This is a genomic window from Escherichia sp. KTE172 (assembly GCF_000408845.1).
GTDB lineage: Bacteria > Pseudomonadota > Gammaproteobacteria > Enterobacterales > Enterobacteriaceae > Escherichia > Escherichia coli.
Window position 1 is genome coordinate 2,819,853 of the sequence record NZ_KE137316.1, and the last position, 22,846, is coordinate 2,842,698.

Consider the following 22,846-nt stretch of genomic DNA (forward strand, 5'->3'; position numbering starts at 1 on the left):
ACCTCGGGAAGCCGCCAACCAGGATAAAATGTCAGCTCTAATCAGCGTTGCAGGATAAAGCACCGCTCCCTCTTCAACAGAGCGATTTGCACCCCAGCAAATGTAGCGTTATTGTTACCTTCCTTGCTACAGAGTTCGACAGATATCCCGCTATGACATTCTCCCTTTTTGGTGACAAATTTACCCGCCACTCCGGCATTACGCTGCTGATGGAAGATCTGAACGACGGTTTACGCACGCCCGGCGCGATTATGCTCGGCGGCGGTAATCCGGCGCAGATCCCGGAAATGCAGGACTACTTCCAGACGCTACTGACCGACATGCTGGAAAGTGGCAAAGCGACTGATGCACTGTGCAATTACGACGGTCCACAGGGGAAAACGGAGCTACTCACACTGCTTGCCGGAATGCTGCGCGAGAAGTTGGGTTGGGATATCGAACCACAGAATATTGCACTAACAAACGGCAGCCAGAGCGCGTTTTTCTACTTATTTAATCTGTTCGCCGGACGCCGTGCCGATGGTCGGGTCAAAAAAGTGCTGTTTCCGCTGGCACCGGAATACATTGGCTACGCTGACGCCGGACTGGAAGAAGATCTGTTTGTCTCTGCGCGTCCGAATATTGAACTGCTGCCGGAAGGCCAGTTTAAATACCACGTCGATTTTGAGCATCTGCATATTGGCGAAGAAACCGGGATGATTTGCGTCTCCCGGCCGACGAATCCAACAGGCAATGTGATTACTGACGAAGAGTTGCTGAAGCTTGACGCGCTGGCGAATCAACATGGCATTCCGCTGGTGATTGATAACGCTTATGGCGTCCCGTTCCCGGGTATCATCTTCAGCGAAGCGCGCCCGCTGTGGAATCCGAATATCGTACTGTGCATGAGTCTTTCCAAGCTGGGTCTACCTGGCTCCCGCTGCGGCATTATCATCGCCAATGAAAAAATCATCACCGCCATCACCAATATGAACGGCATTATCAGCCTGGCACCTGGCGGTATTGGTCCGGCGATGATGTGTGAAATGATTAAGCGTAACGATCTGCTGCGCCTGTCTGAAACAGTCATCAAACCGTTTTACTACCAGCGTGTTCAGGAAACTATCGCCATCATTCGCCGCTATTTACCGGAAGATCGCTGCCTGATTCATAAACCGGAAGGAGCCATTTTCCTCTGGCTATGGTTTAAGGATTTGCCCATTACGACCGAGCAGCTCTATCAGCGCCTGAAAGCACGCGGCGTGCTGATGGTGCCGGGGCACAACTTCTTCCCAGGGCTGGATAAACCGTGGCCGCATACGCATCAATGTATGCGCATGAACTACGTACCAGAGCCGGAGAAAATTGAGGCGGGTGTGAAGATTTTGGCAGAAGAGATTGAACGCGCCTGGGCTGAAAGCCATTAATACGCTATTCCGGCGTTGAGAAACGCCGGAAAAACGTTTCAAACAGGCTGCTGCCGTAGCCGATGCCGCTGCACTTTCTCAACATCCATGCACTGCAACGCCTTTGTCGGGCAGGCTTCAACACAGGCCGGTCCCGTCGCCCGATGCCAGCACAGATCGCACTTAATCGCCCTCGCCTTTTTGCGCGAAGAAACGACCTCCATCGTACCAAACGGGCAAGCCAGCATACAGCTTTTACACCCAATGCAACGTGATTGTTCAACGAAAATATGCCCATGTTCGCGGCTTATCGCGTCAACAGGGCAGACATTCGCGCACGGTGCATCTTCACACTGATGGCAGGCTACAGCCGTGGTCCATGTGTGGTCTTTAATGACACGAATACGGGAAATAAACTCGTCTGGTGACAACGCAGCGCAATCCTGATTTTCCTGATGCGACACTGCGCAAGCCACTTCACAGGTACGGCAACCGATACATTTCGTCGCATCTGCAATAATAAACCGGTTCATGATCACTCCTTTGCACTAAAACAGCAGAGTGCCAGAGAGCGCGTCTCTACTGCTTTGATCCAACGAAGGAAATGTTAAAGTTTTGGCACTTGTCCAAAGCGTTATGTGATCGCGCCCTGGTCGTCCCTGACAGTAAATCCCAGTTCATTAGAAATAGCCTGCGCGGTTTCACGCAGTGGTTTCAGGAGATTTTTCTCCCCCACCTGTTTCAGACGCGATGTCGAAAGAGAAATCGACACGGCGTACGGCACCCGCCCATGAATATCAAACACCGGAACAGCAATACAAGAGACGCCGAGTTCGTTTTCTTCTCTGTCCATCGCCGCTCCGCTTTCACGAATGTGCGCCAGTTCGTCGAACATCGCGGGCAGCTCGGTAATGGTATTGCGGGTTAACGGCTGGATCTCATGCTGATGGCTTTCCCAGTATGACTTCACGTAGTCCGGGTGACCAAACGCCATGTAGATCTTGCCCATTGCGGAACAGTAGAGCGGCATATGCTGGCCTATATAGGCACGGGTTCGCAGCATCCCGGTTGTGGGTTCCAGCTTATAAATCAAAATAGCGTGATCGTCTTCGCGGCTCGAGAAGTTAATGGTTTCACCAGTGGCGATGTTCAGTGCCTCAAGATGCGGAGCGGCGATATGAATGATATTCAGCGAAGACAGCGCCTTCTGCCCGACGGCAATAAATTTGGTAGTCAGGCGGTAACTCCCTGCGGCGGGCGCGGTGGTCACATAGCCGCAGGATTGTAATCCCTGCAATAAGCGATGGACGGTACTCTTATTTAAACCAGCCAGCTCCGAAAGATGCGCCAACGGACAACCGTTTGGATAGTTGCTCAAAATCTCAATCAGCATCAACCCGCGAAACAGACTCTGGCTTCCGGCTGGACGCTCTTTTTCCTGCGCCATCTCGTTCTCTTTTTTTCCCATCACTTCTTTCCCCATTTTGTCGCGTCCTGATGGTAGCGCAAAGTGTGTCGTAGTTCACGATCTCGACAGATAATTTATAACCACTTGATTTTTAAGTTTTTTGAAATTCATCAATCAGATTGCTTTGTTAAAAAGCGATCGATATATTTGAAATCAGATTTCGCATATTGAAATTTTATGCCAAAAAAGCGATCAAAAAAAACAAGGAAGCCAAGGATGAAAGTGACATTTGAGCAGTTAAAAGCAGCCTTTAATCGAGTCTTAATTTCACGCGGCGTTGACAGCGAAACGGCTGATGCCTGTGCCGAGATGTTCGCCCGCACCACCGAATCCGGCGTTTATTCTCACGGTGTTAACCGCTTCCCACGCTTCATCCAACAACTGGATAATGGCGATATCATTCCTGATGCCGAAGCCAAACGTATAACCACTCTTGGCGCTATCGAGCAATGGGACGCTCAGCGTTCAATCGGCAATCTGACGGCGAAAAAGATGATGGATCGCGCCATTGAACTGGCTGCCGATCACGGTATTGGTCTGGTAGCACTACGTAATGCCAACCACTGGATGCGCGGCGGTAGCTACGGCTGGCAGGCGGCGGAAAAAGGCTATATTGGCATTTGCTGGACCAACTCCATCGCCGTAATGCCGCCGTGGGGCGCAAAAGAGTGTCGCATCGGCACTAACCCGCTGATCGTCGCCATTCCTTCTACGCCGATCACCATGGTCGATATGTCGATGTCGATGTTTTCCTACGGCATGTTAGAAGTTAACCGCCTGGCAGGTCGTCAGCTCCCGGTAGATGGTGGCTTTGATGATGAGGGCAATTTGACCAAAGAACCTGGCGTTATCGAGAAAAATCGCCGCATTTTGCCGATGGGTTACTGGAAAGGTTCCGGTATGTCGATCGTGCTGGATATGATAGCCACCCTGCTTTCCGACGGCGCATCGGTTGCCGAAGTCACCCAGGATAACAGCGACGAATATGGTGTTTCGCAAATCTTTATCGCCATTGAAGTGGATAAATTGATCGACGGTGCCACCCGCGATGCCAAGCTGCAACGCATCATGGATTACATCACCACCGCTGAACGCGCCGATGAAAACCAGGCCATCCGCTTACCCGGCCATGAATTTACCACCCTGCTAGCCGAAAACCGCCGTAACGGTATTACCGTTGATGACAGCGTGTGGGCAAAAATCCAGGCGTTATAAGGAGATAAGCATGATTTTTGGACATATCGCGCAGCCTGACCCGTGTCGTTTGCCTGCCGCCATTGAAAAGGCGCTCGATTTTCTGCGCGCTACCGATTTCAACGCCCTGGAGCCGGGCGTTGTCGAAATCGACGGCAAAAATATTTATGCGCAAATTATCGATTTAACGACGCGCCCGGCAGAAGAAAATCGCCCGGAAGTCCATCGTCGCTATATTGATATTCAATATCTGGCGTGGGGCGAGGAGAAAATCGGCATTGCTATTGATACGGGAAATAATAAAGTCAGTGAGTCGTTATTAGAGCAACGAGATATTATTTTTTATCACCATTGCGAAAACGAATCATTTATTAAAATGACACCCGGTAGTTACGCCATTTTCTTCCCTCAGGATGTTCATCGCCCAGGTTGTATTCTGCAAACAGCCTCCGAGATACGAAAAATTGTGGTTAAAGTCGCATTAACGGCGCTGAATTAAACGGATAAGCGTCCATGACAGAACGCCTGGGTAATGTCATTACTCTAACCATATTAATAATTCAGGTTGCTGCACATGCAACTTGAATTATGACAAACATAGCCTCAAGGAATAGCTATGAAAAAAATACTTGAAGCAATACTGGCGATTAATCTCGCCGTACTTTCCTGTATTGTGTTTATAAACATTATTTTAAGATATGGTTTTCAAACAAGTATTTTATCTGTAGATGAATTGTCGCGTTATTTATTTGTCTGGTTAACATTTATTGGCGCGATTGTGGCTTTTATGGATAACGCCCACGTTCAGGTCACCTTTCTGGTGGAGAAACTCTCCCCCGCATGGCAGCGACGAGTCGCTCTGGTTACCCATTCCTTAATCTTATTTATTTGTGGCGCACTGGCCTGGGGCGCAACGCTAAAAACAATTCAGGACTGGAGCGATTATTCACCGATCCTCGGTTTGCCTATCGGCCTGATGTATGCCGCTTGTCTGCCCACCAGCCTCGTTATCGCATTCTTTGAACTGCGTCATTTATATCAACTCATCACGCGTAGCAATTCTCTAACGTCGCCACCGCAAGGAGCTTAATCATGGCTGTGCTGATTTTTCTGGGCTGTCTGTTGGGTGGTATTGCTATCGGTTTGCCTATTGCCTGGGCACTGTTGTTGTGCGGGGCGGCGTTAATGTTCTGGCTGGAGATGTTTGATGTCCAGATCATGGCACAAACGCTGGTGAACGGAGCCGACAGCTTCTCCCTGCTGGCGATTCCGTTCTTTGTGCTGGCGGGTGAAATCATGAATGCGGGCGGCTTGTCAAAACGCATTGTTGACCTGCCGATGAAACTGGTGGGGCATAAACCAGGCGGGCTGGGCTACGTCGGCGTGCTGGCGGCTATGATTATGGCAAGCCTTTCTGGTTCTGCCGTTGCGGATACCGCCGCCGTTGCCGCTCTACTGGTGCCGATGATGCGCAGCGCCAACTACCCGGTCAACCGGGCGGCGGGGCTGATTGCCTCTGGCGGCATTATCGCGCCAATTATTCCCCCTTCCATTCCGTTTATTATTTTCGGCGTTTCCAGCGGATTATCCATCAGTAAGCTGTTTATGGCGGGCATTGCCCCTGGCATGATGATGGGCGCAACGCTGATGCTTACCTGGTGGTGGCAGGCCAGTCGTCTTAACTTACCCCGCCAGCAAAAAGCGACGATGCAGGAAATCTGGCACTCTTTTGTCTCCGGTATCTGGGCGCTGTTTCTTCCAGTCATCATTATTGGCGGGTTTCGCTCCGGTCTGTTTACCCCTACCGAAGCCGGGGCCGTTGCTGCTTTCTATGCGCTGTTTGTCGCCACAGTTATTTACCGTGAAATGACCTTCGCCACACTTTGGCATGTGCTCATTGGCGCAGCGAAAACGACCTCAGTGGTGATGTTTCTGGTGGCCTCGGCACAAGTTTCCGCCTGGCTGATCACCATTGCTGAACTGCCGATGATGGTTTCTGATTTACTGCAACCGCTGGTCGATTCACCGCGTCTGCTGTTTATCGTCATTATGGTGGCTATCCTGATTGTCGGCATGGTCATGGATTTAACGCCGACGGTATTAATTCTTACCCCGGTATTAATGCCTTTAGTTAAAGAGGCAGGAATCGATCCGATTTATTTCGGTGTCATGTTTATCATTAACTGCTCAATCGGCTTAATTACACCGCCTATCGGTAATGTGCTTAACGTTATTTCAGGGGTGGCAAAACTCAAATTCGATGATGCAGTCAGAGGCGTTTTCCCTTACGTCCTGGTTTTATATTCATTATTAGTCGTATTTGTTTTTATTCCCGATCTCATCATCCTCCCTTTGAAATGGATTAATTAAAAGGAAAATATTATGAAATTACGCTCTGTAACCTACGCATTATTAATTGCCGGAGTGGCGGCGTTCAGCACATCTTCTCTGGCGGCACAATCTTTACGTTTCGGTTATGAAACATCACAAACCGACTCGCAACATATTGCGGCGAAAAAATTCAATGAATTATTACAGGAAAAAACCAAAGGCGAACTGAAATTAAAATTGTTTCCGGATAGCACCCTCGGTAATGCGCAGGCGATGATCAGCGGCGTGCGTGGCGGCACCATCGATATGGAAATGTCCGGCTCGAATAACTTTGCCGGGTTATCACCAGTGATGAACTTGCTTGATGTCCCTTTCCTGTTCCGCGATACCGCCCACGCGCATAAAACGCTCGACGGCAAAGTCGGTGATGACCTGAAAGTCTCCCTTGAAGGTAAAGGTCTGAAAGTGCTCGCTTACTGGGAAAACGGCTGGCGCGATGTCACCAACTCGCGCGCACCGGTTAAAACCCCCGCCGACCTGAAAGGGCTGAAAATTCGCACCAACAATAGCCCGATGAATATCGCCGCATTCAAAGTCTTTGGCGCTAACCCGATTCCGATGCCGTTTGCCGAAGTCTATACCGGGCTGGAAACCCGCACTATCGACGCTCAGGAACACCCTATCAACGTCGTCTGGTCAGCAAAATTTTTCGAAGTACAGAAGTACCTTTCTCTGACGCACCACGCCTATTCGCCACTTCTGGTGGTGATCAACAAAGCGAAGTTTGATGGCTTAAGCCCGGAGTTCCAGCAGGCGCTAGTTTCATCTGCACAAGAAGCGGGTAACTATCAGCGCAAACTGGTTGCCGAAGATCAGCAAAAAATCATCGACGGTATGAAAGATGCGGGCGTGGAAGTCATCACCGATCTCGACCGCAAAGCCTTTAGCGACGCGCTGGGTACTCAGGTCCGCGACATGTTTGTAAAAGATGTTCCGCAGGGCGCTGACCTGCTGAAAGCCGTGGATGAGGTGCAATAAACCATGACGCAATACTGGCTGGGGTTAGATTGTGGCGGTAGCTGGCTGAAAGCCGGGCTGTATGACCGCGAAGGCCGGGAGGCAGGCGTGCAGCGCCTGCCGCTGTGCGCATTAAGCCCGCAGCCAGGTTGGGCAGAGCGCGATATGGCAGAACTGTGGCAATGCTGCATGGCTGTCATTCGCGCCCTGCTTACTCATACTGGCGTTAGCGGGGAACAAATAGTGGGTATCGGTATCTCCGCACAGGGAAAGGGGTTGTTTTTACTGGATAAAAACGACAAGCCGCTCGGGAATGCTATTTTGTCCTCGGATCGCCGGGCGATGGAAATCGTTCGTCGCTGGCAGGAAGATGGCATCCCGGAAAAACTCTACCCGCTGACGCGACAAACCTTGTGGACCGGGCATCCGGTGTCGCTGTTACGCTGGCTGAAAGAGCACGAACCGGAACGCTACGCGCAAATTGGCTGCGTGATGATGACGCACGACTACCTGCGCTGGTGTTTAACCGGCGTCAAAGGCTGTGAAGAGAGCAATATTTCCGAGTCCAATCTCTACAACATGAGTCTTGGGGAATATGACCCGTGCCTCACCGACTGGCTTGGGATCGCTGAAATCAACCACGCCCTGCCGCCTGTTGTCGGATCTGCCGAAATCTGCGGGGAGATCACCGCTCAGACAGCCGCACTGACCGGTCTGAAAGCGGGTACGCCCGTTGTCGGCGGCCTGTTTGATGTGGTTTCCACCGCACTCTGTGCCGGGATCGAAGACGAATTTACCCTTAATGCGGTGATGGGCACCTGGGCGGTGACCAGCGGCATAACCCGTGGTTTACGTGACGGTGAAGCGCATCCGTATGTCTATGGTCGCTACGTTAACGATGGTCAATTTATCGTTCACGAAGCCAGCCCTACCTCTTCCGGCAACCTCGAATGGTTTACCGCACAGTGGGGAGAAATCTCGTTTGATGAGATTAACCAGGCCGTTGCCAGCTTGCCGAAGGCCGGGGGCGATCTCTTTTTCCTGCCGTTCCTGTACGGCAGCAACGCCGGACTCGAGATGACTAGCGGTTTCTACGGGATGCAGGCCATTCACACCCGCGCACACCTGTTGCAGGCCATTTATGAAGGCGTAGTGTTCAGCCATATGACCCATCTCAACCGGATGCGCGAACGTTTTACTGATGTGCACACCCTGCGCGTCACTGGCGGCCCGGCGCACTCCGATGTCTGGATGCAAATGCTGGCGGACGTCAGCGGGCTGCGTATCGAACTGCCGCAGGTGGAAGAAACCGGCTGTTTTGGCGCGGCGCTTGCCGCCCGCGTCGGCACCGGGGTTTATCACAACTTCAGCGAAGCCCAGCGCGATCAACAGCACCCGGTGCGCACACTGCTGCCGGATATGACCGCCCATCAGCTTTACCAACAAAAATACCAACGCTATCAGCATCTCATTGCCGCACTTCAGGGCTTTCACGCCCGCATCAAGGAGCACACATTATGAGCCGACCACTTCTGCAACTGGCCCTCGACCACTCATCACTTGAAGACGCACAGCGCGACGTGACGCTGTTAAAAGACAGCGTCGATATCGTCGAAGCGGGCACCATTCTCTGTTTAAACGAAGGGCTTGGCGCGGTGAAAGCCTTGCGCGAACAGTGCCCGGACAAAATCATCGTCGCTGACTGGAAGGTCGCCGATGCCGGTGAAACGCTCGCGCAACAGGCATTTGGCGCAGGCGCTAACTGGATGACCATCATCTGCGCCGCGCCGCTCGCGACGGTGGAAAAAGGCCACGCCATGGCGCAACGCTGCGGTGGTGAAATTCAGATAGAACTGTTCGGCAACTGGACGCTGGACGACGCCCGCGACTGGCATCGTATTGGCGTGCGGCAGGCCATTTATCATCGCGGTCGTGACGCGCAAGCCAGCGGGCAACAGTGGTGCGAAGCCGATCTGGCACGTATGAAGGCGCTTTCCGATATCGGCCTTGAGCTTTCCATTACCGGCGGGATTACCCCTGCTGACCTGCCGCTGTTTAAAGATATCCGCGTGAAAGCGTTTATTGCCGGGCGGGCGCTGGCAGGCGCAGCAAATCCGGCGCAGGTGGCTGGCGATTTCCATGCGCAAATCGACGCTATCTGGGGAGGCGCGCGTGCGTAATCATCCGTTAGGTATTTATGAAAAAGCGCTGGCGAAAGATCTCTCCTGGCCTGAGCGGCTGGTGCTGGCGAAAAGCTGCAGTTTTGATTTTGTCGAAATGTCGGTGGATGAAACCGACGAACGTTTGTCACGCCTTGACTGGAACGCCGCACAACGTGCTTCGCTGGTCACTGCGATGATCGAAACGGGTGTTGCCATTCCGTCGATGTGCCTGTCCGCACATCGTCGCTTTCCCTTTGGCAGCCGGGACAAGGCGGTGCGCGAACGGGCGCGGGAAATCATGAGTAAAGCGATTCGCCTGGCGCGCGATCTCGGCATTCGCACCATTCAACTGGCGGGTTATGACGTCTATTACGAAGACCACGACGAAGGCACCCAGCAACGTTTTGCTGAAGGGCTGGCGTGGGCGGTCGAACAGGCGGCGGCATCACAAGTAATGCTGGCGGTGGAGATTATGGATACCGCGTTTATGAACTCCATCAGCAAATGGAAAAAGTGGGACGAGATGCTCGCCTCGCCGTGGTTCACCGTCTACCCGGACGTCGGCAACCTCAGCGCCTGGGGCAATGATGTTCCCGCCGAACTGAAACTGGGCATTGACCGTATTGCCGCAATCCATCTGAAAGACACCCTGCCAGTCACCGGGCAAAATCCCGGACAGTTCCGTGATGTGCCGTTTGGCGAAGGCTGCGTCGATTTCGTTGGCATCTTCAAAACGCTGCATGAACTGAACTATCGCGGTTCTTTCCTGATTGAGATGTGGACCGAAAAAGCCAAAGAGCCGGTGCTGGAGATTATTCAGGCGCGGCGCTGGATTGAAGCGCGTATGCAGGAGGCTGGATTTATATGTTAGAGCAACTGAAAGCCGACGTGCTGGCGGCGAATCTGGCGCTTCCCGCTCACCATCTGGTGACGTTCACCTGGGGCAATGTCAGCGCGGTAGACGAAACGCGGCAATGGATGGTAATCAAACCTTCCGGCGTCGAGTACGACGTGATGACCGCCGACGATATGGTGGTGGTTGAGATAGCCAGCGGTAAGGGGGTGGAAGGCAGCAAAAAGCCCTCGTCCGACACGCCAACGCATCTGGCGCTCTACCGTCGCTATGCCGAAATCGGTGGCATTGTGCATACCCACTCGCGCCACGCGACCATCTGGTCACAGGCCGGGCTGGATCTCCCCGCCTGGGGCACCACGCACGCCGATTACTTCTATGGAGCCATCCCCTGCACGCGCCTGATGACCGCAGAAGAGATCAACGGCGAGTATGAATACCAGACTGGCGAAGTGATCATTGAAACCCTCGAAGAACGCGGCAGGAGTCCAGCGCAAATCCCGGCGGTTCTGGTACATTCTCACGGCCCGTTCGCCTGGGGAAAAAATGCCGCCGATGCAGTGCATAACGCCGTGGTGCTGGAAGAGTGTGCCTATATGGGCCTGTTCTCGCGTCAGCTTGCGCCGCAGCTCCCTGCGATGCAAAACGAACTGTTAGATAAGCACTACCTGCGTAAGCATGGGGCCAATGCCTATTACGGGCAGTAATCCCTCACGCCGGGGCTTCATTGCCCCGGCACTACGAATTGATATGTTCCTTGCTGTAACGTCGCTTCCACGCAGCTGGCGTTAAACCGGTGTGTTTGCGAAAAATCTGTCGGAAATAGCCAACGTCATTAAACCCGCACAACGCAGCCACTTCAGTGAGCGATCGCGCTTCGCTAATTAACAGCTTTTCGGCTTCGCGCACTCGCTGGCGATGAATTGCTTCTGTTAACGTCAGATGAAACACCCGCCGGTAGACGCGCCCAAGATAATCGGCATTGCAGTACAGCTCGCGGGCTAAAAGCGCCGTGGAAAGCGGGCGATGATATTGCGTGCGGATCAGTTTCTGCGCTTTCCAGGCAAGCGTGGTACCTGCGGCATCGGCCTGTTCATCAAGACGCGCGTCACGGGTGAGTTGCTGCAAAATCAGCAGCACAATAAACTCCAGCGCCGGAGTGCGTTGATGCTTTTCCTGTTCGCTTAAGAACTGGCGAAACAGGGCCACCAGCGCCTGCCGATCGGCAACCTTTGTTTGTTGCGGCACGCTAAGATGAGTGAGCCAGCGCGGGTCGCTATCCGGCGCTTTAACCTCAAAATGCAGCCAGTAAAATTTGAGATCGGCGGGAAAATCCTCTACCCCAACATGCTGTCGGTTCGGCCAGAGTAATAAACTCTCTCCCGCATCGACCAGAAATATCCGCTCTTCTTCCTGAATCGCTAATCGACCTTTTTCGACAAAGATAATTTCCCATGACTCCAGCCGCCTTGCCGGATGCCTCCCTACGCCACGGGAAATAAATAATCCACCATTTTGCACTTTAATCGGTAACGTCATGGATAATTCGAGCATTGATATGTAATTTCCCGCTTATTCATTAATGATTAAACACATTACCTTTTGATTATTAATCAAAAACATTAATTTCACCTGATCCAATTCACACTTTTAAATTCAGGTCGGAATCGTCACCTTTTTTTACTCTTTTCTCGCCTTGTTGATATTCCCGTTCACGGCAGAATTAATCAGGTCATTGCAATAAAACTAAAAATTGCTCCCTATTCACGAGGAATATCTATGACCTCTACACCGATTACTACCGCTGATATCGCTAAAGGTAAAATTGACGATGCGTTATCTGTACGGGAAAAAATAGGCTACGGCCTGGGTGACGCAGGCGGCACCGTAATAACTTGCCTGATCATGAACTTTCTCACCTTTTTCTACACCGACGTTTTTGGCTTAACTCCGGCGCTGGTCGGCACGCTGTTTATTGCACTGCGCGTGTTTGATGCCATCTCCGACCCGGTGATGGGCGTCATTGCCGACCGGACGCAAAGTCACTGGGGGCGCTTTCGTCCGTGGCAGTTATGGATTGCCATTCCCATCGGCATTATCGGCATCCTGACGTTCACCGTGCCAGATGCCAGCATGGGAGTAAAAATCGCCTGGGCGTTCGGCACTTACCTGCTCCTTTCAGTCGGTTATACCGCCATCAACGTGCCGTACTGCGCGCTGATCAACACCATGACCACCCGCCACAATGAAGTGATCTCCTGCCAGTCCTGGCGATTCGTTCTCTGCGGTGTAGCGGGATTTCTGGTTTCGGTAGGCTTACCGTGGATGGTGGATCTCTTCGGTCAGGGTAATGCCGCGCGCGGCTATCAACTGGGCGTCGGCGTGCTGTGCGCCATCGCTGTGGTGATGTTCCTGTGCTGTTTCTTCTGGGTTCGTGAACGGGTACCACTCTCCACAATGGGGAAATTTACCCTGCGCGAACATCTTGCCGGGCTGCGAAACAACGACCAACTGCTGCTGATGCTGGTCATGTCTTTCCTGCTGATTAACGTCTTTAATATTCGCGGCGGTGGGTATATGTACTTCATTACCTACGTCTTACAAGGCAGTACGGGCTACACGTCGCTGTTCTTCACTATGGTCACCTTCGCCTCCATTATCGGCTCGGTGATTGTCAGCCCGTTAACGCGACGTTTCGATACCGTCAAAATTTACTACTACACCAACCTGCTCCTCGCTGCGCTGGCGGTGTTGATGTGGTTCCTGCCCTCTGGCCCGGCTTATCAAACGCTGTGGCTGGCGGTGATCCTCGGTAATGGCGTGATTCTTGGCTTCACATTGCCACTGCACTTCTCATTGATGGCCTTTGCCGATGACTACGGCGAGTGGAAAACCCGCGTACGTTCTTCCGGCATGAACTTCGCCTTCAATCTGTTTTTCATCAAGCTGGCCTGGGCCTCCAGCGCCGGGATCATCAGCCTGCTGTTTATTTTTGTCGCCTACCAGCCAGGCGTGGAAAACCAGACCGCCAGTTCGCTTGGCGGGATCACAGCAATGGAAACATTGCTGCCTGCGCTATTCCACCTGCTGCTGGCGATGGCGATCCGCTTTTGCAAACTCAATAACCCTATGATGTCACGCATTGCTAGCGACCTGCGTCAGCGTCATGTACAGCCTTAAGGAGCACAAGATGAACATTTCGGAAGTCGATCTGCATAAACTGACGGTCAGCGATCCGTTCCTCGGTCAGTACCAACAACTGGTCCGCGATGTGGTGATTCCTTATCAGTGGGACGCCTTGAACGATCGTATCCCAGAAGCGGAACCCAGCCATGCGATTGAAAACTTTCGCATTGCCGCAGGACTGCAAGACGGTGAATTTTACGGGATGGTGTTTCAGGACAGCGACGTCGCCAAATGGCTGGAAGCGGTAGCCTGGTCGCTGTGCCAGAAGCCGGATGCCGAACTGGAAAAAACTGCTGACGAGGTGATTGAACTGATCGCCTCCGCCCAGTGCGAAGATGGCTATCTCAATACTTACTTTACGGTAAAAGCGCCCGAAGAACGCTGGAGCAATCTGGCGGAGTGTCATGAACTTTACTGCGCCGGTCATCTGATTGAAGCCGGAGTCGCCTTCTTCCAGGCCACGGGCAAGCGGCGCTTGCTGGAAGTGGTTTGCCGTCTGGCCGATCATATCGACAGCGTATTTGGTCCAGGTGAAAGTAAGTTACACGGTTATCCTGGTCACCCGGAAATTGAACTGGCACTAATGCGCCTGTATGAAGTGACCGAAGAGCCGCGCTACCTGGCGCTGACGAACTATTTTGTCGAACAGCGTGGTGCGCAACCGCACTATTACGACCAGGAATATGAAAAGCGCGGGCAGACCTCGCACTGGCACACCTACGGCCCGGCGTGGATGGTGAAAGATAAAGCCTACAGCCAGGCGCATTTGCCCATCGCACAGCAACAAACCGCCATCGGACATGCAGTACGCTTTGTCTACCTGATGACTGGCGTCGCACATCTGGCGCGTTTAAGTCACGATGAAAGCAAGCGTCAGGATTGCCTGCGGCTGTGGAACAATATGGCCCAGCGTCAGTTATATATTACCGGCGGCATTGGCTCACAAAGCAGCGGTGAAGCGTTCAGCAGCGATTACGATCTGCCGAATGACACGGTATACGCTGAAAGTTGCGCCTCCATCGGCCTGATGATGTTTGCCCGGCGAATGCTGGAAATGGAAGGCGACAGTCAATATGCCGATGTGATGGAGCGCGCGCTGTACAACACTGTGCTCGGCGGCATGGCACTGGATGGCAAACATTTCTTCTATGTGAATCCGCTGGAAGTACATCCAAAATCGCTGAAATTCAACCATATCTACGATCACGTTAAACCGCTCCGCCAGCGTTGGTTTGGCTGCGCTTGTTGTCCGCCAAATATCGCCCGCGTACTGACCTCGATTGGTCATTATCTCTACACGCCGCGTGAAGATGCGTTGTATATCAACATCTACGCAGGAAACAGCATGGAAGTGCCGGTAGAAAATGGCACGTTGTGCCTGCGGGTTAGCGGGAACTATCCGTGGCAGGAACAGGTGACAATTGCGGTTGAATCGCCCCAGCCGGTGCGTCATACGCTGGCTTTACGTCTGCCGGACTGGTGCACACAGCCGCAGATCATATTGAATGGGGAAGAGGTCGAGCAGGATATTCGTAAAGGGTATTTGCACATTACCCGCGAATGGCAGGAGGGCGATACGCTGAATCTGACTTTGCCGATGCCGGTACGCCGCGTTTACGGTAACCCTCTGGTGCGTCACGTCGCCGGAAAAGTGGCGATTCAGCGCGGCCCGCTGGTGTATTGCCTGGAACAGGCCGACAACGGCGAGTCACTGCATAACCTGTGGCTGCCCGCCGATGCGCCATTTACGACCTTTGAAGGCAAGGGATTGTTCAGCCATAAGATCTTAATCCAGGCACCGGGTTACCGGTATGAACAGAGCAATCCAGAGCAGCAACCGCTGTGGCATTACGACAGTGCGCCAGCCAAACGCCAGCCGCAAACTCTGACGTTTATCCCGTGGTTTAGCTGGGCTAACCGGGGTGAAGGCGAAATGCGGATCTGGGTGAATGAGGAAACCAGCGCATGATGCGACGCTTAACGCGTCTTATCAGTATCAACATATCGGTGCGGTTGCCCGCTAACCATCGAAACGCGAGATTAAACGCCCGGCAATACACGCCGGGCAGCTTCTGCCAGAAACGCACTTCTGTTGGCGTAGTCTGGGTTATTGCGCACGTAGGTATCAATCTTGTTCAGTAACCTTTTCGGCATCGTAATATTGATACGTTCAGCCCGACCTTCGAACTGATTCATATTGATATCCACCAGCAACCATTGCCCGCCAATAAAGTCCTGCGCACGCTGGACCAGATGTGTTTCCACAGAGCCTGGAAGCGGCAACTCTTCATTCATCTCGCATAAGGTTTCGAAGTGCGCGACCAGTGCACTTCGCGCATCCTGGAAAGCGTTGTCCAGCGTATCACCAGCAAAATAACAGCCTGGAACATCAGGGAAAAAACCACTGGCGCTGCCGTCAGGATCACTGTGGATATAGGCGGGATAAAACATATTGCCTCCTGAAATTTTAAAATGTTAAACCAGCCTGACGCCCAATTTGCGCCAGCGTACCGGGCTTAATATCTTTTTTAGGGTGCGGAACCGTCACCAGACCCGGATGAACAGGGTGGCGGAACTGATGATGACTGCCACGGGTTCGAATATGTTCCCAGCCATGCTGCTTCAGGATGGCGATCACGTCTGCACTTTTCACATCCCTGCCCTTCCATGATTATACACACGATACACACACAATTAGCGATAACAATCACGATAGCGCGATTTATATGGGCCGTCAGGGGGATAAAGTTGACTCAGGAATGCCACTCGGAAGAAGAATAACGGTGTGCAGTAATTGGTAGAAAATATGCGAGGAGACTCGTAATTAAGTTCAATCAATATTCAGTCATTCAAGACGTAGACATTTGAATTGATAAAACGCGCAAACGTCGCATCAGGCAATGAATACCCAATGCGACCAGCTTCTTATATCAGAACAGCCCCAACGGTTTATCCGAGTAGCTCACCAGCAGGCACTTGGTTTGCTGGTAATGCTCAAGCATCATCTTATGGGTTTCGCGTCCGATGCCCGACTGTTTGTAGCCGCCAAACGCCGCATGTGCCGGGTAAGCGTGATAACAGTTGGTCCACACGCGTCCAGCCTGAATGCCGCGCCCCATCTTATAGGCCAGATTACCGTTGCGGCTCCAGACACCCGCGCCCAGGCCATATTGTGTGTCGTTCGCCAGCTCCAGCGCTTCTTCCATCGTTTTGAAGGTGGTCACCGCCAGCACCGGACCAAAAATTTCTTCCTGGAACACGCGCATATTATTCTGACCAAACAGAATCGTCGGTTCGAGGTAGTAGCCGTCTTTCAGTTCTCCTTCCAGCAGCTTGCGCCGCCCGCCGGTGAGCACGTCTGCGCCCTCTTTTTTACCAATATCAATGTAGTTGAGGATGGTTTCCAGTTGCCCGTGAGAAACCTGCGCGCCCATTTGCGTCACGCTGTCGAGCGGGTTACCGCTACGAATACTTTCAACACGGCGGATGGCGCGTTCCATGAAGCGTTCGTAGATAGACTCCTGCACTAAAGCACGGCTTGGACAGGTGCAAACTTCGCCCTGGTTAAAGGCAAACAGTGCAAAGCCTTCCAGCGCTTTATCAAAAAAGGCATCTTCTTCATCCATCACGTCAGCAAAGAAGATATTTGGCGATTTGCCGCCCAGCTCCAGCGTCACCGGAATAATGTTTTGCGTGGCGTATTGCATAATTTGTTGACCCACTTCCGTTGAGCCGGTAAACGCCACTTTGGCGATGCGTTTCGAGGTCGCCAGATATTCGCCAATTTCCCCACCTGCACCGTTGACCACGTTCACCACGCCCGGCGGCAGTAAATCACCGACGATTTCCATTAGCAGCAGTACAGAAAGCGGGGTAAGACGTGCGGGTTTCAGCACCACACAGTTGCCCGCCGCCAGCGCGGGAGCCATTTTCCAGCTCGCCATCAGCAGCGGGAAGTTCCACGGAATAATCTGCCCCACCACGCCTAACGGTTCGTGGAAGTGATAAGCCACAGTTTCGCTATCCACTTCACTAATACCGCCTTCCTGCGCCCGAATACACGAGGCAAAATAGCGGAAATGGTCAATCGCCAGCGGTACATCAGCAGCACTGGTTTCGCGAATGGGTTTGCCGTTATCCCAGGTTTCAGCCGTCGCTAACAGTTCAAGGTTTTGTTCCATTCGATCGGCAATCTTAAACAGAATCGCCGCGCGATCCTGCACCGAGGTATGCGCCCATTTATCTTTCACTTTGTGCGCAGCATCCAGCGCCAGATCGATGTCTCGTTTGCCCGAAGACGCCACTTCGCACAGCCGCTGCCCGGTCACCGGCGTCAGGTTCTGGTAATACTCGCCGTCGGCAGGGGCTACCCATTCGCCGCCAATAAAGTTGTCGTAGCGGGCTTTTAACTTGAGGGGGAAACCATACTCGCCGGGCTTAATCTGTGCTGAAGGGGGATTATTGGTCATGATCGTCTCCTTGCGGTGTGAGGTATAACAAGGGTAGACGTGACTGGCGAAATCTTCACCAGTCGGTAACAGCTTTACGACGGCTATCACGAATTTACGGGCAAGGGTTACAGAGATAACTAAAACTCTCTCAAAAATCGCAAATTTTGAGATAGTTTAAAAAATGGCTGACAATTAGCCAGCCATTGGGGGAATGATGATTACATCGCAGCGCGATAAATTGCCACAATCTCTTCGTGAGTTGCCTGAATCGGGTTAGTAAACCCACACGCATCTTTCAGGGCATTGGTGGCCAGTACCGCGAAATCCTCTTCTTTCACGTTCAGGTCACGCAGGCCTGCCGGGATATTCACTTTCTTCGCCAGTTCACGGATGGCATTGATGCACGCTTCTGCGCCTTCCGCGTCATTTTTGCCTGTCACGTTAACGCCCATGGCAGCAGCACAGTCACGCAGACGCGCAGCAGCGACTTTGCTGTTGAACACCTGAACGTGTGGCAGCAGAACGGCATTACATACACCATGTGGCAGGTTGTAGAAACCGCCCAGCTGGTGCGCCATCGCATGAACATAACCAAGAGATGCGTTGTTGAATGCCATGCCAGCGAGGAACTGGGCATAAGCCATTGCTTCACGCGCTTTAGCATTGCTGCCATCTTCAACGGCTAACGGCAGATTTTCGGCAATCATGGTCACCGCTTTCAGTGCGCAAGCGTCAGTGATCGGCGTTGCAGCAATTGAAACATACGCTTCAATAGCGTGTGTTAAGGCATCCATACCGGTTGCGGCGGTCAGTGACTTCGGCATACCGATCATCAGAGAGGAGTCATTGACAGAAAGCAACGGAGTGACATGTTTATCAACAATCGCCATTTTGATATGACGCGCTTCGTCAGTGATGATGCAGAAACGGGTCATTTCAGAGGCCGTACCCGCCGTGGTATTGATGGCGATCATCGGCAGCTGCGGTTTTGCAGAGCGGTCAACGCCTTCGTAATCGCGAATATCGCCGCCATTGGCTGCCACTAGCGCAATACCTTTTGCGCAGTCGTGCGGAGAACCACCGCCTAAGGAGATCACGCTATCGCAATTATTTTCTTTAAGTAATTTCAAACCTGCGGCGACGTTTTCCGTGGTTGGGTTAGGTTGGGTGCCATCATAAATAACGCTAAAAATATTGCGTTCTTCCAGTGCTTTTTGCACATCACCCGCCATACCTAATTTCGTTAACATATTGTCAGTGACAATTAAGGTACGGGTAAATCCATAATCTGCCATCATATTCATTGCATCATTCAATGAATCAGCACCAATAACATTCACGGAAGGAATAAAAAAGGTTGAAGCTGCCATAACACACTCCTGAAAGTGTAAAAAAGGGCGGGCAGCTTACTGAGGATTTTCATTCGAAAATATGATCAGTATTATTGTTTATCAAAATTAATCTAATAAAAAGCACATTGTATTCATTAAACAATGTGCTTTTTTTAAATTCATAAGAATTTTGTATTAATTTATTTTAAAACTTAATTAATCATTTCCTTATTTTTCCGGAAATAATAATGCGTCGCGCAATAAATGATCATTTCCCCGACGACGCGTAAAACCAATGCGGTCAAAATATTCCAGAATTTGAATTGCCAGTTTTCGACCAACACCTAAACGATCGCGGAAATCCGCCGCGCAGGTTGAACCACATTCCTGATCGAGATCGCGGATCATATTGGCAAACTCGACAATCCGATCGTTACGGTAATAACGATCTTTAACGATCGCGGTAATTATCCCCTGCTGCGCCGCCTGGCGTAGCGTCAGGCGCATTGCCTGCTCGTCGGTTCCCGTCTCTTTTGCCAGGTCACGCACCCACCACGGTTCGTCACCAAACAGCGGCTCTGCTTTTTGCCAGATGACCTGCTGCTCTTCGCTGAAGCCCGCTTTATGATCCGGCAGATGCAGCCAACCGTGATGACTGAGGATGTCGCCGCTTTCGCGCATCTTTTCAATCAGCAACAGTACCAGCGCTTCATCTTCCATTGGCAACGCCATACGTCGCAGACGTTCGCGCCCAGGACCAGGTTCATCGCGATGTTGCTCATGATAAGTCGCTAATGTGTCGAGAATTTTCCGCTGCCAGCGGGCGGCAACCGGCGCATTCAACAAGCTATAACCAGCCTGAATATAGCCAGGCTGTTGCAGCAGTTCGCGCATCCCTTCGCCGTTGAGCTGCCGTGCCCAGGCGAAATCCGCAAGGTTAACCGCTCCGCGTTCCAGATGAACAGATAACGCATCGGCATCGCTCTGCGCCCGTGCAAGAGACGCCAGCCATTGCAGATATTCCGGCTTACGCTTACCGCGACGCGGCGGGTTAAGCATCACCACACGCGCCCCCGCCAGCGTGTTGCGGGCCGAGATATCGCGCAGCACCAGGCGATCGTTATCCGCCAGCCATAGCGGCGTGTCGAACACCAGCTCGGCAAGGTTATCTTCCAGCAGCGAAACGCGTCCCGTGACGTGGCTGGCGGCGTGGTGAATATGCAGCGGCTGCCACTGGGTCAGCGGTGTATGGGTTTGAAGCTCGACAATCACCCGTGTGAAAGGCTCCGGCGGCGCATCGGCAAGCAGCCAGTCACCACGGTGAATCTGCTCTTTTTCCGCATCACCCGCGATGTTAAGCGCGATACGCTGACCGGCATGGGCAGTTTCTGTTGGCTGATTTTGCGCATGCAGCGCACGCACGCGCATCGGTTTATTTACACCAGTCAGCCATAGTGAATCGCCTACCTTCACTTCCCCGCTTAACGCCGTACCGGTGACGACCAGCCCGGCACCTTTTACGGTAAATGCACGGTCGATCGCGAGGCGGAAACTATGTTGGCTGGCGTGTTCACGTTCTGGTAACTGAAGCAAATGCTCGCGCAGGGCATCAATTCCCCGACCTTCGGTTGCTGCGGTGATAAACAGTTTTGCCTCAGCAAAACCGTATTCCCGCAGCACCTCCTTTACCTGGCGTTCAACCTCATCAACACGCGCTTCGTCCACGCGATCGGCTTTGGTCAGCGCCACTGTCAGCATCGGGTTACCGGTCAGCTGCAAAATCGCCAGATGCTCACGGGTCTGTGCCATCACGCCGTCATCGCACGCCACCACCAATAGCGCGTGATCGATACCACCAACGCCAGCCAGCATGTTGGAAAGAAACTTTTCATGACCGGGTACGTCGATAAAACCAGGCACACGGCCATCCGGCTGCGGCCAGTAGGCATAGCCGAGATCGATGGTCATGCCGCGCTTTTTTTCTTCCGGCAGACGGTCGGCATTTACGCCAGTAATCGCCTGCAATAAGGTTGTTTTGCCGTGGTCAACGTGTCCGGCAGTCGCAATAATCATTTCAACAACATCTCCAAAAACCGTTGCTCATCTTCAAGGCAGCGTAAATCCAGCCACAATCGTCCGTCATAAATACGACCAATCACCGGCACTGGCAATTCACGCCAGCGGGCGGCTAATGACTCAAGGTGGCTACCGCGTCCATCATGGGGTGTAAACGTTAATGCGGCGCTCGGCAGGCGATCAACCGGCAGCGAACCACTGCCAATCTGCGAAAGACATGGCATAACCTGTACCGCAAACTCCGCGCCGTAATGTGCGGCAAGGGGAGCCTGTAAACGTTGTGCCTGGATTTGAATGACCTCTGCGCTGCGGGTAAGCAGGCGCAGGGTCGGTAATTTTTCACTCAGAGCTTCAGGGTGTAAATAAAGACGCACCGTGGCTTCCAGCGCCGCGAGGGTCATTTTATCCGCGCGTAATGCACGCTTCAGCGGGTGGCTTTGCAGGCGGGCGATCATCTCTTTTTTACCAACGATAATCCCTGCCTGCGGCCCGCCTAACAACTTGTCGCCGGAGAAACTCACCAGACTGACGCCCGCCGCAATCAACTCCTGCGGCATTGGCTCTTTCGGCAAACCGTACTGGCTAAGATCGACCAGCGAGCCACTGCCTAAATCAGTCACCACGGGAATATCCAGTTCTTTGCCGAGCGCCACCAGTTCCGCTTCATCTATCGCTTTGGTGAATCCCTGAATGCTGTAGTTACTGGTATGTACTTTCATCAACAGTGCGGTATTTTCATTCACCGCCTGACGATAATCATTCGCGTGCGTGCGGTTGGTGGTCCCTACTTCGTGTAGGGTGCAGCCTGCCTGACGCATGACATCAGGAATACGAAACGCGCCGCCAATCTCCACCAGTTCGCCGCGAGAAACCACCACCTCTTTCCCGCTAGCAGTGGCCGCCAACATCAATAACACCGCCGCCGCATTGTTATTAACGATACAGGCATCTTCCGCTCCCGTAATGCGGCACAGCAGCTGCGCCAGCGCCCGATCGCGATGTCCGCGTCCGGCGTCGTCCAGATCGTACTCGAGGGTCACTGGCGAACGCATAGCCTGCGCAACGGCTTCCACTGCGGCTTCCGCCTGTAAAGCTCGCCCAAGATTGGTATGCAGCACGGTTCCCGTCAGGTTGATCACCGGACGCAGCGCGCTCTGCGCCTCCTTTGTCAGTCGGGCATCGACTTCTTGCGCCCAGTTTTCACACCATGCGGGCAGCGTCTGGCTGTCACGAATCACTTCTCGCGCTTCGTCAAGCATCTGACGCAGCAATTCCACCACGCGGGTGTGACCATAAGTATCACGCAAAGAAAGGAAGGAGCTATCGCGCAATAAGCGATCAATAGCCGGAAGTTGACTATAGAGGGAACGCGTTTCGGTTGTCATAGGAAAC

At 52.7% G+C, this 22,846-nt stretch carries 21 protein-coding genes; 12 read left to right on the forward strand and 9 right to left on the reverse strand.

Features of this window, described 5'->3' with window-relative positions; genetic code table 11:
* Nucleotides 1-152: 152 nt before the first annotated feature.
* The gene (gene avtA, locus G434_RS10410) at nt 153-1,406 is read left to right on the forward strand and encodes a valine--pyruvate transaminase (protein WP_000144359.1); all 1,254 of its coding nucleotides are present in this window, start codon (nt 153-155) and stop codon (nt 1,404-1,406) included.
* A gap of 38 nt (nt 1,407-1,444) precedes the next feature.
* Here avtA and G434_RS10405 read toward each other — a convergent pair whose 3' ends face one another.
* Together G434_RS10405 and yiaJ are read right to left on the reverse strand one after the other, a co-directional pair.
* Nucleotides 1,445-1,918 (reverse strand): 4Fe-4S binding protein, encoded by a 474-nt coding sequence (locus G434_RS10405; RefSeq protein WP_001309843.1) that lies wholly within the window; start codon nt 1,916-1,918, stop codon nt 1,445-1,447.
* A 101-nt stretch (nt 1,919-2,019) separates the two neighbouring features.
* Complete coding sequence (gene yiaJ / locus G434_RS10400; protein WP_000514241.1) at nt 2,020-2,868, reverse strand: IclR family transcriptional regulator YiaJ; 849 nt, start codon at nt 2,866-2,868, stop codon at nt 2,020-2,022.
* 201 nt (nt 2,869-3,069) lie between these two features.
* Between yiaJ and yiaK the strand changes: the two genes are divergently transcribed.
* The 9 genes from yiaK (at nt 3,070) to araD (ending at nt 11,117) form a co-directional block, all read left to right on the forward strand.
* On the forward strand, nt 3,070-4,068 hold the full coding sequence (gene yiaK / locus G434_RS10395) for a 3-dehydro-L-gulonate 2-dehydrogenase (protein WP_000869020.1): 999 nt from the start codon (nt 3,070-3,072) through the stop codon (nt 4,066-4,068).
* A 10-nt stretch (nt 4,069-4,078) separates the two neighbouring features.
* The gene (locus G434_RS10390; protein WP_000576052.1) at nt 4,079-4,546 is read left to right on the forward strand and encodes a NanQ anomerase/TabA/YiaL family protein; all 468 of its coding nucleotides are present in this window, start codon (nt 4,079-4,081) and stop codon (nt 4,544-4,546) included.
* Nucleotides 4,547-4,663: 117 nt separating this feature from the next.
* Nucleotides 4,664-5,137 carry a 2,3-diketo-L-gulonate TRAP transporter small permease YiaM gene (gene yiaM, locus G434_RS10385; RefSeq protein ID WP_000721664.1) on the forward strand — a complete coding sequence of 158 codons (474 nt, stop codon included), beginning with the start codon at nt 4,664-4,666 and terminating at the stop codon, nt 5,135-5,137.
* A 2-nt stretch (nt 5,138-5,139) separates the two neighbouring features.
* A complete protein-coding gene (gene yiaN / locus G434_RS10380) occupies nt 5,140-6,417 on the forward strand; it encodes a 2,3-diketo-L-gulonate TRAP transporter large permease YiaN (RefSeq protein ID WP_000279612.1) in 1,278 nt (425 codons plus the stop codon).
* 12 nt (nt 6,418-6,429) lie between these two features.
* On the forward strand, nt 6,430-7,416 hold the full coding sequence (gene yiaO, locus G434_RS10375; protein ID WP_000776922.1) for a 2,3-diketo-L-gulonate TRAP transporter substrate-binding protein YiaO: 987 nt from the start codon (nt 6,430-6,432) through the stop codon (nt 7,414-7,416).
* A 3-nt stretch (nt 7,417-7,419) separates the two neighbouring features.
* Nucleotides 7,420-8,916 carry an L-xylulokinase gene (lyxK, locus tag G434_RS10370; RefSeq protein ID WP_000196069.1) on the forward strand — a complete coding sequence of 499 codons (1,497 nt, stop codon included), beginning with the start codon at nt 7,420-7,422 and terminating at the stop codon, nt 8,914-8,916.
* Nucleotides 8,913-9,575, forward strand: a complete 663-nt coding sequence (gene ulaD, locus G434_RS10365; protein WP_000089515.1) for a 3-keto-L-gulonate-6-phosphate decarboxylase UlaD — start codon at nt 8,913-8,915, stop codon at nt 9,573-9,575. The genes lyxK and ulaD overlap by 4 nt, the downstream gene beginning before the upstream one ends.
* Complete coding sequence (locus tag G434_RS10360; RefSeq protein ID WP_001309844.1) at nt 9,568-10,428, forward strand: L-ribulose-5-phosphate 3-epimerase; 861 nt, start codon at nt 9,568-9,570, stop codon at nt 10,426-10,428. Before ulaD ends, G434_RS10360 begins: the two co-directional genes overlap by 8 nt.
* A complete protein-coding gene (gene araD / locus G434_RS10355) occupies nt 10,422-11,117 on the forward strand; it encodes an L-ribulose-5-phosphate 4-epimerase (protein ID WP_000893130.1) in 696 nt (231 codons plus the stop codon). Before G434_RS10360 ends, araD begins: the two co-directional genes overlap by 7 nt.
* Nucleotides 11,118-11,148: 31 nt before the next feature.
* Here araD and G434_RS10350 read toward each other — a convergent pair whose 3' ends face one another.
* Nucleotides 11,149-11,964, reverse strand: coding sequence for an AraC family transcriptional regulator (locus G434_RS10350; RefSeq protein WP_000891825.1), 816 nt, complete (start codon nt 11,962-11,964; stop codon nt 11,149-11,151).
* A gap of 225 nt (nt 11,965-12,189) precedes the next feature.
* On the opposite strand from G434_RS10350, the gene G434_RS10345 reads away from it, so the two are divergent.
* Together G434_RS10345 and G434_RS10340 are read left to right on the forward strand one after the other, a co-directional pair.
* On the forward strand, nt 12,190-13,590 hold the full coding sequence (locus tag G434_RS10345) for an MFS transporter (protein WP_000204802.1): 1,401 nt from the start codon (nt 12,190-12,192) through the stop codon (nt 13,588-13,590).
* 10 nt (nt 13,591-13,600) lie between these two features.
* Nucleotides 13,601-15,565 (forward strand): glycoside hydrolase family 127 protein, encoded by a 1,965-nt coding sequence (locus G434_RS10340; protein WP_001026861.1) that lies wholly within the window; start codon nt 13,601-13,603, stop codon nt 15,563-15,565.
* A 71-nt stretch (nt 15,566-15,636) separates the two neighbouring features.
* Here the strand turns inward: G434_RS10340 and G434_RS10335 are convergent, their stop codons facing one another.
* The 6 genes from G434_RS10335 to selA form a co-directional block, all read right to left on the reverse strand.
* On the reverse strand, nt 15,637-16,047 hold the full coding sequence (locus G434_RS10335; protein ID WP_000499744.1) for a type II toxin-antitoxin system HicB family antitoxin: 411 nt from the start codon (nt 16,045-16,047) through the stop codon (nt 15,637-15,639).
* 16 nt (nt 16,048-16,063) lie between these two features.
* Nucleotides 16,064-16,249, reverse strand: coding sequence for a type II toxin-antitoxin system HicA family toxin (locus tag G434_RS10330; protein ID WP_000833473.1), 186 nt, complete (start codon nt 16,247-16,249; stop codon nt 16,064-16,066).
* 277 nt (nt 16,250-16,526) lie between these two features.
* The gene (gene aldB / locus G434_RS10325) at nt 16,527-18,065 is read right to left on the reverse strand and encodes an aldehyde dehydrogenase AldB (RefSeq protein WP_001309845.1); all 1,539 of its coding nucleotides are present in this window, start codon (nt 18,063-18,065) and stop codon (nt 16,527-16,529) included.
* A 200-nt stretch (nt 18,066-18,265) separates the two neighbouring features.
* On the reverse strand, nt 18,266-19,417 hold the full coding sequence (gene yiaY / locus G434_RS10320) for an L-threonine dehydrogenase (protein ID WP_000741501.1): 1,152 nt from the start codon (nt 19,415-19,417) through the stop codon (nt 18,266-18,268).
* A gap of 189 nt (nt 19,418-19,606) precedes the next feature.
* Nucleotides 19,607-21,451 (reverse strand): selenocysteine-specific translation elongation factor, encoded by a 1,845-nt coding sequence (gene selB, locus G434_RS10315; protein ID WP_000582424.1) that lies wholly within the window; start codon nt 21,449-21,451, stop codon nt 19,607-19,609.
* Nucleotides 21,448-22,839 carry an L-seryl-tRNA(Sec) selenium transferase gene (gene selA, locus G434_RS10310; RefSeq protein ID WP_000206242.1) on the reverse strand — a complete coding sequence of 464 codons (1,392 nt, stop codon included), beginning with the start codon at nt 22,837-22,839 and terminating at the stop codon, nt 21,448-21,450. The genes selB and selA overlap by 4 nt, the downstream gene beginning before the upstream one ends.
* Nucleotides 22,840-22,846: the final 7 nt, after the last annotated feature.

What these genes read in the sequence shown, in the direction of transcription:
- selB (WP_000582424.1), bottom strand. Translation starts at nt 21,451, where the DNA reads ATGATTATTGCGACTGCCGGACACGTTGACCACGGCAAAACAACCTTA.
- G434_RS10350 (WP_000891825.1), bottom strand. Translation starts at nt 11,964, where the DNA reads ATGCTCGAATTATCCATGACGTTACCGATTAAAGTGCAAAATGGTGGA.
- ulaD (WP_000089515.1), top strand. Translation starts at nt 8,913, where the DNA reads ATGAGCCGACCACTTCTGCAACTGGCCCTCGACCACTCATCACTTGAA.
- yiaM (WP_000721664.1), top strand. Translation starts at nt 4,664, where the DNA reads ATGAAAAAAATACTTGAAGCAATACTGGCGATTAATCTCGCCGTACTT.
- avtA (WP_000144359.1), top strand. Translation starts at nt 153, where the DNA reads ATGACATTCTCCCTTTTTGGTGACAAATTTACCCGCCACTCCGGCATT.
- yiaY (WP_000741501.1), bottom strand. Translation starts at nt 19,417, where the DNA reads ATGGCAGCTTCAACCTTTTTTATTCCTTCCGTGAATGTTATTGGTGCT.
- yiaK (WP_000869020.1), top strand. Translation starts at nt 3,070, where the DNA reads ATGAAAGTGACATTTGAGCAGTTAAAAGCAGCCTTTAATCGAGTCTTA.
- G434_RS10405 (WP_001309843.1), bottom strand. Translation starts at nt 1,918, where the DNA reads ATGAACCGGTTTATTATTGCAGATGCGACGAAATGTATCGGTTGCCGT.
- yiaJ (WP_000514241.1), bottom strand. Translation starts at nt 2,868, where the DNA reads ATGGGGAAAGAAGTGATGGGAAAAAAAGAGAACGAGATGGCGCAGGAA.
- aldB (WP_001309845.1), bottom strand. Translation starts at nt 18,065, where the DNA reads ATGACCAATAATCCCCCTTCAGCACAGATTAAGCCCGGCGAGTATGGT.
- lyxK (WP_000196069.1), top strand. Translation starts at nt 7,420, where the DNA reads ATGACGCAATACTGGCTGGGGTTAGATTGTGGCGGTAGCTGGCTGAAA.
- araD (WP_000893130.1), top strand. Translation starts at nt 10,422, where the DNA reads ATGTTAGAGCAACTGAAAGCCGACGTGCTGGCGGCGAATCTGGCGCTT.
- G434_RS10345 (WP_000204802.1), top strand. Translation starts at nt 12,190, where the DNA reads ATGACCTCTACACCGATTACTACCGCTGATATCGCTAAAGGTAAAATT.
- selA (WP_000206242.1), bottom strand. Translation starts at nt 22,839, where the DNA reads ATGACAACCGAAACGCGTTCCCTCTATAGTCAACTTCCGGCTATTGAT.
- G434_RS10340 (WP_001026861.1), top strand. Translation starts at nt 13,601, where the DNA reads ATGAACATTTCGGAAGTCGATCTGCATAAACTGACGGTCAGCGATCCG.
- yiaN (WP_000279612.1), top strand. Translation starts at nt 5,140, where the DNA reads ATGGCTGTGCTGATTTTTCTGGGCTGTCTGTTGGGTGGTATTGCTATC.
- yiaO (WP_000776922.1), top strand. Translation starts at nt 6,430, where the DNA reads ATGAAATTACGCTCTGTAACCTACGCATTATTAATTGCCGGAGTGGCG.
- G434_RS10390 (WP_000576052.1), top strand. Translation starts at nt 4,079, where the DNA reads ATGATTTTTGGACATATCGCGCAGCCTGACCCGTGTCGTTTGCCTGCC.
- G434_RS10335 (WP_000499744.1), bottom strand. Translation starts at nt 16,047, where the DNA reads ATGTTTTATCCCGCCTATATCCACAGTGATCCTGACGGCAGCGCCAGT.